This window comes from Clostridia bacterium (genome assembly GCA_028698525.1).
Taxonomy (GTDB): domain Bacteria; phylum Bacillota; class Clostridia; order JAQVDB01; family JAQVDB01; genus JAQVDB01.
This window is the reverse complement of sequence record JAQVDB010000026.1, coordinates 18,669-31,924: the sequence shown is the minus strand read 5'-3', so window position 1 is coordinate 31,924 and position 13,256 is coordinate 18,669. Positions and strand designations below refer to the sequence as shown.

Sequence of the window (13,256 nt, the reverse complement as noted above, 5' to 3'; positions counted from 1 at the left end):
TTTTTATGTCTTTTAGCTTGCTCCAGATCATTGGAACTATACATCACAATTCCTCCGTTTTTAACTGAACTATTAAAGAATAGCAATCTATCTATATTGAATATTATATATCAACACAAAAAAATATTAAAGTATATCTTGACATAATACATTTTTTAAAATAATCTTGTATGGAAGGAGGAAACCATATGCAGAACTCGATAATGAATAAGTCAAAAAAATGTATCTATAAATTACTCGATATACCTTATCTTCCGGATTATTTTAACCACATTGGAAGGCCTTTGATATTGCATATCAGTGATACTCCATCTTCTTCCTATTCTTATATATATAAACTGATAAGGAAATTAAGACCGGAATATATCATTCATACTGGGGATATAGTGGATGATATAAAACTTGAATATTATCCGAAAAAAATAGATAACTATATAAATCTATTATATAAATTTATAAATGATATAAACAGTATAGGAATAAAAGAGTTTTATATAATACCTGGAAATCATGATAATATAGATGCATTAAAAACAATAGAAAAAGATATCAATTTGATTTGCAAAGATGAAACAATAAATATTGGTGGGCTGAATATTTGTACTTCCCACAAGTATAGCAAAAACAACGAAAAATGTGATTTTCATCTATTTGGACACAATACAATACCTATAAATCATAGAAAAAAAGGCACCATATATCTAAATGGCCTGAACAACATAAATATAATTGAATCAAAAACCGGAAAAATCCATTTCCTTCCTTATCCAATGGGAACTAATAATGATAGAAAATTAGTGCCTATTAAAATAGGCATATAATAAAGGAAGGGCTTTTATATATGATTTATATAAGAACGGGGCCTAGGTTTTTATTCATACGCACCGAACATGTAGATGAGCTAAAAGATTTCTTTTCTAACCATCTAAATGGAAGAATATGTTCCTTTAAACATGCCCTTGAAAATTCATATGAACACAACACTCTGCTATTCATCACGCTTCCAGGGCATGTAAAAACCAGAGTGGAAGATGCAAAATCAATACTGCTCATTCCCCATGATTCACCTATCGTTCTCACTTCTTTATTTAACAACAACTTGGTAGATAAGGTATCAGACGTTAACCTAGCGCCCGGCTCTATTGTGTTAAGAGTTGTAGGGGATGGGTCGCCTGTTATACAGAAACTTAAAAATGAATACAGCGCAACCTTGCTAGGATGGCGTGATGCAATTGAACAAGGAGAAGCCGATGATACAATAATAAGTCTATCCAACAAACCCATAAACAAAGCTTTACACTACAACGATATAATCCGACCTAACTTGCTCATAAATATGCCGGTCTATAGCCTGTATCGAGAACTGAGACACCAGGGACTACGTTTCATAACTGAAAACCTGGACAATAAACAATGGTATGAGGTACGCATCAACATCTATGATGCAGCAGGTTTTTACAAAGAACATTATGAAAGAATCATACATGTCCTTTCTGCATTAGACGCGGGAATGATATTAGGTGAAAGCTGGACCAGAGATCATGCTTTGACCTTGTTTTCTGTGATGGCATATCAAATTCGTTTATTTACACTTTTAAAACCAGAGGAAATAAAAAGGATATTGATGGCATTAGAATGTTCTTCAAATGGCGAGAGATTTGTGGACTTTGATCTCTATTATAGAAATCGTAAAATCTCTAAAAATGATAAAAAAGTGAAAGTACTAAACAAAAAACCGCGTATGGAATATCGAAAAGAATTGTTTGACAAACTTTCGGATAAGACTGTGAATAAATTATTGAAAATAGAAGACTATATAGCAAAAAATAGTTAAATGATTATTTGTACCAAAAAGACTTTTAATATATAATTAAAAATATGTGTATTGCACTTAACTTTTAGTATAGGAGGTATCATATGGACCAAGCTGTAATTGAAAGAGCAAAACAACACTTTGAAAAAGTAGTAAAAAATCAACTTGAAAGATTGGAAAAGATAAAAGCAGCAAAAGATTTTGTGGATTACCAATCTCTAGATGAGATTACAATCGGAATTGTGGGAGGAGACGGAATAGGCCCGTACATAACCAATGAGGCTAAAAGAATATTAGAATTCCTGCTACACCAAGAAGTAAAGGCTGGAAAGGTAAAATTTAAGATTATAGAAGGATTGACCATTGAAAATAGAGTAAAACATATGAAGCCAATTCCCGATGATGTCCTTGATGAAATAAAGGAATGCAATGTTATATTGAAAGGCCCCACTACAACACCTAGAACAGGTGACCCATGGCCCAATATCGAAAGTGCAAATGTGGCAATGAGAAAGGAATTGGATCTTTTCGCAAATGTAAGGCCTGTAAAAGTACCGGAACAGGGTATTGACTGGACATTCTTCAGAGAAAACACTGAAGGTGCCTATGTCCTAGGCAGTGATGGTATAAATATAACAGATGAATTAGCAATGGATTTTAAGGTTATAACAGATGAAGGATCAAGAAGAATTATCAGAGCAGCCTTTGATTTTGCCAGCAAAACAGGCAAGAATAAAGTCACTGTTGTAACCAAAGCAAACGTCGTAAAAACAACAGACGGCAAATTCCTTAAAATAGCCGAAGAAGTTGCAAAGGATTACCCAGAAGTTGAATGGGACGACTGGTATATAGACATAATGACCGCCAAGTTGGTAGATCCTAAAAGAAGGACTCAGTTCAAAGTACTGGTGCTCCCCAATCTTTACGGGGATATATTGACAGACGAAGCAGCAGAATTTCAGGGCGGGGTGGGCACGGCAGGAAGCGCGAACTTAGGTAAACAATATTCTATGTTTGAGGCAATACACGGTTCTGCCCCTAGGATGGTAAAGGAAGGCAGAGCAAAATATGCAGATCCCAGCAGCATCATAAGAGCTGCCGCAATGCTTCTTGATCATATAGGATACTCCTCCCAAGCCCAAAATCTTCAAATGGCACTTGAAATTTGCGGACAATACGAAAAGAAGCTGGCTATTACCGGGAGAGAATCGGGAGCAACAGGAGAAGAGTATGCAAATTATATAATGGAAACACTTCAGGATAAAAATTTAGAACAAAAATATAATTCTTTTATAAAGAAATAATAAAAAATACCTGCTTTAAAATCAAAGCAGGTATTTTTTATAATATTTTTTTCAAAAAGAACTTTATTCTAGGATGATCTGGATTATTGAATATTTTGTCAGGTGTGGAATTCTCGATAATCTCACCATCGTCCATAAAAACAACCCTATCCGATACTTCCCTTGCAAAACCCATCTCATGGGTAACTATAAGCATGGTCATGTTTTCTTTTACAAGGTCTTTTATGACAGTTAAGACCTCTCCTACTAATTCCGGATCAAGTGCTGATGTAGGCTCGTCAAACAACATTATATCGGGCTTCATGGCAAGGGCCCTTGCTATAGCTACTCGCTGTTTTTGTCCCCCTGATATTTGAGATGGATAACAATCTCTCTTATCCAATAGCCCTACTTTGTCCAAAAGCTGATCTGCCATTGCAATAGCCTGGCCCTTATCCATATTACCAACAACGATAGGGGCCTCTATTACATTTCCCAACACGGTTTTGTGGGGAAAAAGATTGAAATCCTGAAATACCATCCCTAACTTTCTGCACTGCTGCCTTATAAGCTTTTCAGATATCTTTTTCCTTCTACCCCTCGAATCCACATCAGCGATCCTTTTACCCTCAATATCTATTGAACCGCCGTCAATTTTTTCTAAATAATTAAGGCATCTGAGCAGTGTACTCTTGCCTGACCCGGAAGGACCTATTATCGATATCACTTCACCTTTTTCCACAGTTAGATTAACTTTTTTTAACACTTCCAAATCTCCAAACCTCTTAACTAAATCTTTCACTTCAACAACGTCCATCAGGCAAACACCTACTCATAAATAGAATATTTTTTTTCTAACTTTCTAAACACAAAAACAACTACAGAAGTAAATATTAAATAAAATATTGCAGCAATTATAAATGGCATTATAGTAAAATCCCTTGTCACTACTACTTTAGCATTTCTCAGCAAATCAGGCATTGCAATGACAGTCACCAGAGCAGAATCCTTTACAAGATTTATAGCCTCATTTGCTGTAGGTGGTAACACTCTCTTTATCGTCTGAGGAATGATTATCCTGACCATAGTCTGAGGATAAGTCATTCCTAATGCCTTTGCCGCCTCATATTGTCCCTTGTCTATGGATTCTATCCCTGCCCTGTATATTTCAGTCAGATAAGCAGCATAATTCAACACAAAAGTTATGGATGCTGCTAAAAATCTAGGCAAAGGTGGAAAACCTAAAGTAGGGAGTCCATAATACACAAAAAATATCTGAAGGAGCAAAGGCGTCCCTCTGAACAACCAAGTATATATTTCAAGAATATTCTTGAGTACTCTTGATTTTGAAGTCTTGCCCAAAGCACATATAATACCTATAGGCACCGATAATATAGCGGTAATAGCATATAATTGCAAGGTGACAAGACTTCCTTCCAACAAAAACAGCGTTGTTTTTATGATATAAGACAAATATAATCCCCCTATTTCACTATTTTATCGCCAAACCATTTTTCAGAGATTTGGTCTGCTGTTCCGTCAGCTTTCATCTCATCCAGCACCTTATCCAGCTCTTCTTTAAAAGCAGCATCTTTTTTCCTTATACCTACCCCATATTCTTCAGACCCGAAATCTTCATCCAATATTCTGTACAGATCAGGTTCCTTAGAAATATAGTATTTACCTACCACTTCATCTACTACAACTACATCTATGCCTCCATTTGCAAGGTCCATGAGAGCCATGGTGTTGTTTTCATAAGTACGAACTTCTTTCAACGACTCAGCTGTCTCAACATCGCTGTTCAACGCTTTTTCGCTAGTACTGCCTAGTTGAAGACCTACTACTTTACCTTCCAAATCTTTTTTTGTATTGATATCAGAATCTTTTGGAACCACAATTATTTGGCTATTCTCAAGGTAAGGTTTAGAAAAATCAATCTGCTTTTGCCTTTCCTCTGAAATAGTCAATCCATTCCATATAACATCTATATCTTTGTTATTTAAGCTCATCACCACTCCATCCCAGTCCACTGGTTGAAACTCAACCTCAATATCCATTCTCTTTGCAACTTCCTTAGCCATATCAATATCGAATCCAACGATATTCCCTTCATCATCTCTAAAGCCCATTGGCGGGAAGGAATCATCCAATCCTACAATAAACTTGCCTTTTTCCTTTATTTCCTGTAGAGACTTATCAGCTCCACATCCAGTACCAATTAAAGATATCATCATTATTAATACTAATAATATTGCAGCTTTTCTCCTCATAACATTTCCTCCTAAATATATAAAATTGATTACCGATGATATTATACTTTAAAGCGCTAAATTTGTAAACAAAAAAAGAGGTATTCCACCTCTTTTTTTGTCTTTATACTATCCAATTTTTAATGATATCAATTTATATATACTGAACCGATGGCATTATAAAGCAAGTTTATATATATTGATTACATCTTGTTTATATAATTTTTTAAAATTTCCTATAGGCCCTGCTTGGGTACATTTTTCAGCCATCTCTTCTAATCTATCCTCCCCTATGCCTAAATCTTTTAATCGGGTAGGCAATCCTATTTTATCAAAAAATTCTTCTGTTCTTTTTATCCCCATAAGAGAAACTTTCTCAAGGTCATTGAAATCAGGCTCTACCCCCCATACCTTGACAGCAAATTGTGCAAATCTATTTAAGTTATTTCTATATACGTATTTCATCCAAGCAGGGAACACCACCGATAATCCTGCACCGTGAGCTACATCATATATACCACCCAATTCGTGCTGCATAGCATGGGATGCCCAGTCCCCCACCCTGCCTGTAGAAAGAAGATCATTGTGAGCAATAGTACTGGCCCACATTATCTCTGCCCGTGCATTATAATCACGAGGATTTTTTAAAACTGATTGGGCATTATTTATCACCGCTCTAAGAGTGGCCTCACATAACTTGTCAGTCAAGTCAACAGACTCTACATTTGTAAAGTATCTCTCCATTATATGTGCCATTATGTCAGAGATGCCGTATATGGTTTGATGCTTTGGCAAGGTGAATGTCAGTTCCGGGTTCATGATGGCAAACTTAGGTCTTAATAAATCACAATTTACAGATCTCTTGTATCCTCCATCTTGATTAGTTATCACAGAACCTTTGCTGGCCTCACTTCCAGCAGCAGGTATGGTGAGTACCACGCCTACAGGCAAAGCTTGGGTCACTTGACTCTTGCCTGTGTAAAAGTCCCACACATCTCCATCATAAAATACCCCGGCCGAAATGGCTTTTGCAGAATCTATCACGCTGCCTCCCCCCACTGCAAGTATAAACTCAATATCCTGCTCTTTACAAATTTTGATTCCCTGCTTTACTAGGCTTAATCTAGGGTTTGGCTTTACTCCACTCAATTCAACCACATCAACGTGAGCGTCTTTCAAAGACTTTATCACCTTTTGATATAATCCGTATTTTTTGATGCTACCTCCACCATAATGAAGTAATACTCTATTGGCATACTTTTTTACCTCTTGACCGACTTCTGTTTCTACTCCTTTTCCAAATATAATTTTGGTAGGAGATTGAAATACGAAATTTTCCACAGCATATTCCTCCTTTTATTTCCCAGTTTCCTGAATATATACCCATTAATATAATAAATATTACTAAATATATATTATTGTTATATAAAACTCAAAAGAACTGCCGAAGAATATATTATGAATAATAAAAAATTATTTATGTTGACATTATTTTAGTTTTATATTAAAATTTACATAATTCAAAATTAAATATCTGTATTTCTTATCAAGAGAGGCTGAGGGACCGGCCCTTTGAAGCCCGGCAACCTGCAACCCATTCGTTGCGAAGGTGCCAATTCCTGCAGAATTTAAAAGTTCTGAGAGATAAGAAGAAACTTTGAGCTAAAAAGCCTTTTTCTTATATCTTAGAAAAAGGTTTAATTTTTTATATAGGGGTGATTTTAATGTCTAAAAAATCGTTTGAAGAAATCAACGAAAAAATAAAACAAGGAAAGGCTGTTGTAGTCACTGCAGATGAAATAATAGATCTTGTTGAAGAAAAAGGTGTGAAAAAAGTAGCACAAGAAGTAGATGTTGTTACAACTGCTACATTCAGTCCTATGTGTTCCACAGGTGCTTTCCTTAATTTTGGCCATACAGAAGTACCTATAAGGATGAGCAAAGTATGGTTGAATGACGTGCCAGCTTATGCAGGACTAGCAGCTGTCGATGCTTTTATTGGAGCTACAGAGCTTTCCGAATCTAGAGGATTTGACTATGGAGGCGCTCATGTAATACAGGACCTTATAGATGGCAAAAAGGTGAAATTACATGCCACCTCTTATGGTACAGATTGTTATCCTAAAAAAGAAGTGACCACATATATAACAAAGGAAGATATAAACCAGGCATATCTTTTTAATCCCAGAAATGCCTATCAAAATTATAATGCAGCGACAAATTCTTCTGACAAAATAATATACACTTATATGGGTACTCTGCTCCCGGATTACGGCAACATCACATACTGCACTTCCGGTCAGTTAAGCCCTCTGCTCAATGATCCTCTATTGAGGACAATAGGTATAGGTACACGAATCTTTCTCGCAGGTACTCAAGGGTATATCAGTTGGGAAGGCACACAGCACGTACTATCGGTAGAAAAGATCAATCAGAGCACAACCCAATATTCAGGGGCCACCCTAGCCGTAATTGGAAACCTAAAAGAGATGAGCACGCAATTCATAAGAGCTGCTACCTTCGAAAAATATGGAATAACCATGTTTGTAGGTATTGGTATCCCCATACCTGTCATAGATGAAAAAATGGTAGAGTTTTTAGCAGTAAAAGATAGCGATATATATACTCAGGTAATAGATTATAGTTATCCAAAAAGATCAAAACCTACAATTAAAAAAGTAAATTATCAAGAATTGAGAAGCGGCGCAATAGACTTAAATAATAAAAAAGTACCTACAGCCCCATTATCCAGCTTGAAAAAGGCTAGAGAGATAGCATTGTTACTGAAAGAATCTATTATCAAAGGCGAATTCCTGCTTCAAAAACCTGTTCAGCCTCTGCCTGATAATAATGAATTTAAGCCTTTAAATGAAAGGGAGGTGGAATAAACATGAAAAAAATAAAGTTATCCCTGCGTTTTTCTCCCCATCTTACCGAGAAACCTATAACATATCATTTGATAAAAGACTATGATTTGGTAATAAATATTTTGAACGCCGAGATCAACTTCAACAAAGCAGGAAAACTTACCGTGGAAATGGAAGGTACTGAAGAAAATATAGACAAGGGATTACGATACTTAGAGCAACAAGGAGTAAAATATAAGATTTTTACAAAAACTATAATATGGGAAGAGGATAAGTGTGTACATTGCGGTGCTTGTACAGCCGTCTGTCCGTCACGGGCACTGAAAATGGATCAAAAAGACTGGTCCTTATCGTTTGATAAAAGCAAATGCCTAGTTTGTGAATTGTGTATACAGGCATGCCCTATAAATGCTATGGATATGGATTTTTTCTTATAGGAGATCATATCAAATGGAAGATAGAAACTCGTATAGAAAATTATTTCACGGTAAAAACATCGAATATTTCAGGGCAGCAGTAAAACAAACAGATCTGCAGATAGGTGCTGATAGAAATCTCTACGATCAAGCAATATCGTTGATCAATATTTGCAGAAAACAGATTGAGAATCATATAAAAAATAATCCTGATTTTTTAACCAGTTTAACTCCTTTGTCTTGTACAAGAAATTCTCCTTATATCGTAAAAAAAATGTGTAGCGCTTCATATAAGGCAGGTGTGGGACCTATGGCTGCGGTAGCAGGTGCTATCAGCGAAATTGTAGGCACCAACCTTTTAAAATACTCTAATGAGATAATAATAGAAAATGGAGGAGATATCTTTATAAAAAGCAATATTCAACGTACGATATCTATATATGCAGGGGATTCACCCTTAAGCAAGAAATTAGGGTTAATAGTTGAACCTGATAGCACACCTCTGGGTATTTGCACTTCTTCCGGCAAAATAGGACACTCTCTTAGCTTTGGAAATGCAGATGCGGTGGTGATAGTTTCAAAAAATACTGCTCTAGCAGATGCAACTGCAACTGCAGCTGCGAACATAGTAAAAACTGATAAAGACATCAACATTGCTATTGATTTTGCAAAAAAAATAGATGGAGTAACAGGTATGATAATCATAATAGATGATAAATTAGGTATATGGGGAGATATAAAAATTCTCCCCATCTAAACCCTGTTTGTGCTGCCAAACACCTGCATATGCTTGATAGCAGTTTGCTTTATCAACTCTACAGTCCTTGAACAGATATTTAAATATCCTGCTTGCCTATCCTTGGTATCAGTATTCTCTGCTGCTATACATCCTGCTTCCGATAGAGAAGTAAATATATTTATCTTTCTTATCCCATTTTTTATGGCTGATTTAAACTCCCCTTCGCTTAAACCAGATCCGCCGTGCAATACCAGAGGAATATTTACGGCTTTCTTAATATCCTGAATCCTCTTCAGATCAAGACTGGGCTTATATTTGTATGTACCATGTGCTGTCCCCACCGCTACTGCCAATGCGTCCACTCCGGTCTCATCTACAAACTTAGCAGCATCTTGTACTTTTGTATATAATTCTTGGCTGGCCCCATATTCTACTTGATACATAGCCTCTAGACCCCCAACATGCCCTAGTTCCGCTTCAACAGATACCCCTAATGCATCAGCTATCTTTACTATTTCCCGAGTTATTTCTATATTTTCCTGGAGTTTATAGGGTGATGCATCTATCATTACCGAAGTGAATCCACTTTTTATTGCTTTTACCACATTGTCATATGTAATTCCATGGTCAAAGTGCACCACGACAGGAATGCTGGCCCTTTGTGCAGCCTTCCTCATCAATAAAGCTATATCCTCTATATTCGCATGTTGCATATGCGCCTCTCCAAATCCCAATATTACAGGAGAACCTGTTTGCTCAGCAGCTTGTATCACTCCGTATACCATCTCTAAATTAAATATACCAAACATACCTACTGCATATCCATCCCGATCCGCCTTATCAAGTACTTCCTTCAAAGTTGCAAGTGCCACTTGCCCTCCTCCTTCACAAATGATTTGTATTTGACTATACAAGTCTATATTATATATTATAAATATAGGTTTGTGAATGATCGAGGAAATATTAAACCAAACTTTTTTGTTTGAGCGTAAACTGTTCTAAAATCTAGATAACAGTAACTTGAGCATATTCTGAAAGGATGGTAGCAAATGAACTACAAAATGATTGTACTGGACCTGGACGGGACTTTGCTGGATGATAACAAAAGTATTACGCCCAAAAACAAACAAGTTTTAAATACACTTTATAAAAAAGGAATAAAAATAGTAATAGCAACCGGTAGGACTTTCATGGCTGCAAAATATTTAGTTAAAGATTTAGGATTTGATGTGATCATATTCTCAAATAATGGAAACCTTGTCCGTCATTCCTCAAACAACAATAAAATATTTCACAGATACATTGACAGTAACCTATTTTATCAATTATTGGGCGATGCAAAAAAAGCTGATTTATATCCAATATTACACGTGGATCATTTTGAGGAAAATATAGATGTATTATTTGAGAAAAATAAAATAGATAATTATTATAACTCTTATACATTGAACCCAAAAGCAAGATATAAAGTAATAGATAGTTTTTATCACTATAAAAATCCAAGAATACTGCTTATGCTGTTTTTAGGCAGCCTGGATTCACTTAAAAGCTTCCAGGCAAAAATAAGCATCAAATATAATGATAAATTCAAATCTCACATAATAACATCCCTGACCAAAATAGGTCCTGTATTGGAAATCATGAGTCCCTACGGATCAAAATGGAATTCTATCAAAGAATATGCCAGGACCATAAATATAACACCAGATGAGATTATCGCAATAGGTGACGATAACAACGATTTGGAGATGATCGTCAATGCAGGATTAGGCATTGCAATGAAAAATGCCACTAAACCACTGCTCTCCTCGGCAAAAAAAATCTCCGCCTACACAAATAATCAAGACGGAGTAGCTCATGTGCTTAAAGAAATATATTTTTAATTACATTGACATTTTATATATATTGACTATATCTTCAAACATTAAGTCTTTTAAACTTGCTCCGATTGCACCGCTCATAGTTTTAAGAGCATCCTGAGCAAATTGGTTTATCATTTCTTCTTTTACCCCCAGTTTGGACAAGCTAACATCCATATCAAACCTTTTGAGGAAATTTACAAGTGCCTCTGATGATTGTTCAGCCAAGCTTTTCTCATCTTGACCTGGCTGACCCAATAATCGTGCAATTGTAGCATATCTAGATATATCAGCTTCCCAAGTGTATTTCAGATATGCCGGACCTATTGCACAGAGCGCCATCCCATGAGTAGTATCAAGATGTCCACTTATAGGATGGGCCATCCCATGTATAGCAACAGTGCCTGCATTTTGGATGGCTGTTCCGGCAAGAGTGTTGGCCCAGGCCATTTTGCTCCTAGCCTGTACATCGCCACCGTTATTATAGGCCTTCTCCAGATATGCAACTACCAGTTCTATCGACCTTTTTGCAGCCATATCTGTAAACTCATTAGCTCCTCTAGATAAAAAAGACTCCATAGAATGAAACAATACATCCAAACCAGTAGCAGCAGTCATATTTTTAGGAACGGTAACCATCAATTCAGGGTCAACAATACCCACTGCCGGATACATACAGTCAAATCCAATTCCCGGTTTTTCATTGTTGTCTGGATTAGTTACTACTGCAAAGCTGTTTATCTCAGTGCCCGTTCCTGCAGTAGTGGTAATTGCGATAATAGGAAGTGCCTGATTCACTTTTGCATTAGCCCTTGAACCACCAGGCATATAATCCTTTATGTTGCCTGGATTGCAAGAAATCAATGCAATTGCCTTTGAAGTATCAATAGGACTTCCTCCGCCTAAACCTACTACAAAATCACATCCTTTACTCTTAACCAGATCTGCTCCTTGCTGAACTGTAGTAGCTAAAGGATTAGGAGTAACCTCATCAAATACTACACAATCTACTCCTCCGTCCTTCAGTAACTTTACTACTCTATCCAGCATACCTGTCTTTCTTGCACTATTTCTGCCTGTAACCAACAATGCCTTTTTCCCATAACCTGAGGCTATATCCTTTAAATTATCCAAGCTCCCTGCACCAAAATATATCTTGGTAGGAATATCCAATGCAAAGCTCTTCATAATACCACCCTCATCAATATTTTTAACTAAATTATACACTCTCTATAATTTAGTTTCTGTTAAATAGATTACAATATGCCAATTTTTTTAAAATTGTTATAACAAAGCCTTATCAACCACTATCTTTCTATCTTTTATACTGATCAAACCTTCTTCCCTCAAACTCAATAAGATATTGGTGGTAGTAGTGCGGGACGCATTTATTATGCTGGCTAAATCCTGATGTGTAAGATAAAAATCAATCAATATACCTTGTTCAGTATGGACGCCATAGTCAACAGCAAACTTTTTAAGCACATTTATAAGTCTACCCCGTGCATCATTGAAAGCTATATTGGAAACAAATTCATTAGATAAATATAGTTTTTTGCTGAGGGTTTTGATCACTTTTAATGATATTGTAGGATTGGATTTTAATAACTTCTCCATATCATCCTTATAATATATAGTAACGCAGGTTTCATCTATTGACTGGGCACTCATGGAATAACACTCATCGCTGAAAAGTGAATTTTCGCCAAAGACATTGTTGCCTGATAATATTTCAAGTGTCAATTGTTTACCATCTTCGGAAATTTTGAAAAGTTTGATATTACCTTCTTTGACTATAAAAATTTTATCTGCTCTGTCACCTTGATTGAAGATGATCTCATTTTTTTTGAAAATTTTTTTCTGTGCCAACTCTACTACTTCATTTAATTCTCTTTTGTCAAGGTCTGCAAAAAAATATAAACTTTTTATACAGTCGGTTTTTCCCATATTCATCCCCCCATCTAATTATAAAACAACATCATGCCTAAGTAAAATAAAAACACAGTCGGATAGACTGTGTTTTTACA

General features: G+C 36.0%; 14 protein-coding genes and 1 riboswitch. Of the genes, 7 read left to right on the top strand and 7 right to left on the bottom strand.

The genetic code is table 11. The features are described from left to right. Nucleotides 1-188: 188 nt before the first annotated feature. The 3 genes from PHP06_05390 (at nt 189) to PHP06_05380 (ending at nt 3,117) form a co-directional block, all read left to right on the top strand. Nucleotides 189-821, top strand: a complete 633-nt coding sequence (locus tag PHP06_05390; protein ID MDD3839991.1) for a metallophosphoesterase — start codon at nt 189-191, stop codon at nt 819-821. Between the two features lie 20 nt (nt 822-841). Next, a complete protein-coding gene (locus PHP06_05385; GenBank protein MDD3839990.1) occupies nt 842-1,834 on the top strand; it encodes a hypothetical protein in 993 nt (330 codons plus the stop codon). Nucleotides 1,835-1,917: 83 nt separating this feature from the next. Then, the gene (locus PHP06_05380; protein ID MDD3839989.1) at nt 1,918-3,117 is read left to right on the top strand and encodes an isocitrate/isopropylmalate family dehydrogenase; all 1,200 of its coding nucleotides are present in this window, start codon (nt 1,918-1,920) and stop codon (nt 3,115-3,117) included. A gap of 37 nt (nt 3,118-3,154) precedes the next feature. Here PHP06_05380 and PHP06_05375 read toward each other — a convergent pair whose 3' ends face one another. The 4 genes from PHP06_05375 to PHP06_05360 all read right to left on the bottom strand — a co-directional run bounded on the left by PHP06_05375 (nt 3,155) and on the right by PHP06_05360 (nt 6,689). Beyond that, nucleotides 3,155-3,913 carry an amino acid ABC transporter ATP-binding protein gene (locus tag PHP06_05375; GenBank protein ID MDD3839988.1) on the bottom strand — a complete coding sequence of 253 codons (759 nt, stop codon included), beginning with the start codon at nt 3,911-3,913 and terminating at the stop codon, nt 3,155-3,157. 11 nt (nt 3,914-3,924) lie between these two features. After that, a complete protein-coding gene (locus PHP06_05370; GenBank protein ID MDD3839987.1) occupies nt 3,925-4,569 on the bottom strand; it encodes an amino acid ABC transporter permease in 645 nt (214 codons plus the stop codon). Between the two features lie 11 nt (nt 4,570-4,580). Continuing rightward, the gene (locus PHP06_05365) at nt 4,581-5,369 is read right to left on the bottom strand and encodes an amino acid ABC transporter substrate-binding protein (GenBank protein ID MDD3839986.1); all 789 of its coding nucleotides are present in this window, start codon (nt 5,367-5,369) and stop codon (nt 4,581-4,583) included. Between the two features lie 156 nt (nt 5,370-5,525). Further along, nucleotides 5,526-6,689 (bottom strand): iron-containing alcohol dehydrogenase, encoded by a 1,164-nt coding sequence (locus PHP06_05360; protein MDD3839985.1) that lies wholly within the window; start codon nt 6,687-6,689, stop codon nt 5,526-5,528. A 199-nt stretch (nt 6,690-6,888) separates the two neighbouring features. Continuing rightward, nucleotides 6,889-6,999, top strand: a riboswitch (SAM riboswitch). Between the two features lie 73 nt (nt 7,000-7,072). Here PHP06_05360 and PHP06_05355 point away from each other — a divergent pair. From PHP06_05355 to PHP06_05345, 3 genes are read left to right on the top strand one after another with little or no spacing between them, the layout of a single operon-like run. Then, nucleotides 7,073-8,236 carry a homocysteine biosynthesis protein gene (locus PHP06_05355; GenBank protein ID MDD3839984.1) on the top strand — a complete coding sequence of 388 codons (1,164 nt, stop codon included), beginning with the start codon at nt 7,073-7,075 and terminating at the stop codon, nt 8,234-8,236. 2 nt (nt 8,237-8,238) lie between these two features. Continuing rightward, a complete protein-coding gene (locus PHP06_05350; GenBank protein MDD3839983.1) occupies nt 8,239-8,652 on the top strand; it encodes a 4Fe-4S binding protein in 414 nt (137 codons plus the stop codon). Between the two features lie 13 nt (nt 8,653-8,665). Then, nucleotides 8,666-9,388 (top strand): UPF0280 family protein, encoded by a 723-nt coding sequence (locus PHP06_05345; protein ID MDD3839982.1) that lies wholly within the window; start codon nt 8,666-8,668, stop codon nt 9,386-9,388. On the opposite strand, the gene PHP06_05340 is transcribed toward PHP06_05345, so the two are convergent. Further along, on the bottom strand, nt 9,385-10,242 hold the full coding sequence (locus PHP06_05340) for a class II fructose-bisphosphate aldolase (GenBank protein MDD3839981.1): 858 nt from the start codon (nt 10,240-10,242) through the stop codon (nt 9,385-9,387). The genes PHP06_05345 and PHP06_05340 overlap by 4 nt on opposite strands. A gap of 177 nt (nt 10,243-10,419) precedes the next feature. Between PHP06_05340 and PHP06_05335 the strand changes: the two genes are divergently transcribed. Beyond that, a complete protein-coding gene (locus PHP06_05335) occupies nt 10,420-11,253 on the top strand; it encodes a Cof-type HAD-IIB family hydrolase (GenBank protein MDD3839980.1) in 834 nt (277 codons plus the stop codon). On the opposite strand, the gene PHP06_05330 is transcribed toward PHP06_05335, so the two are convergent. Then, nucleotides 11,254-12,417, bottom strand: coding sequence for an iron-containing alcohol dehydrogenase (locus PHP06_05330; protein MDD3839979.1), 1,164 nt, complete (start codon nt 12,415-12,417; stop codon nt 11,254-11,256). It lies immediately after the preceding gene. A 96-nt stretch (nt 12,418-12,513) separates the two neighbouring features. Next, nucleotides 12,514-13,176, bottom strand: a complete 663-nt coding sequence (locus PHP06_05325; GenBank protein ID MDD3839978.1) for a Crp/Fnr family transcriptional regulator — start codon at nt 13,174-13,176, stop codon at nt 12,514-12,516. Nucleotides 13,177-13,256: the final 80 nt, after the last annotated feature.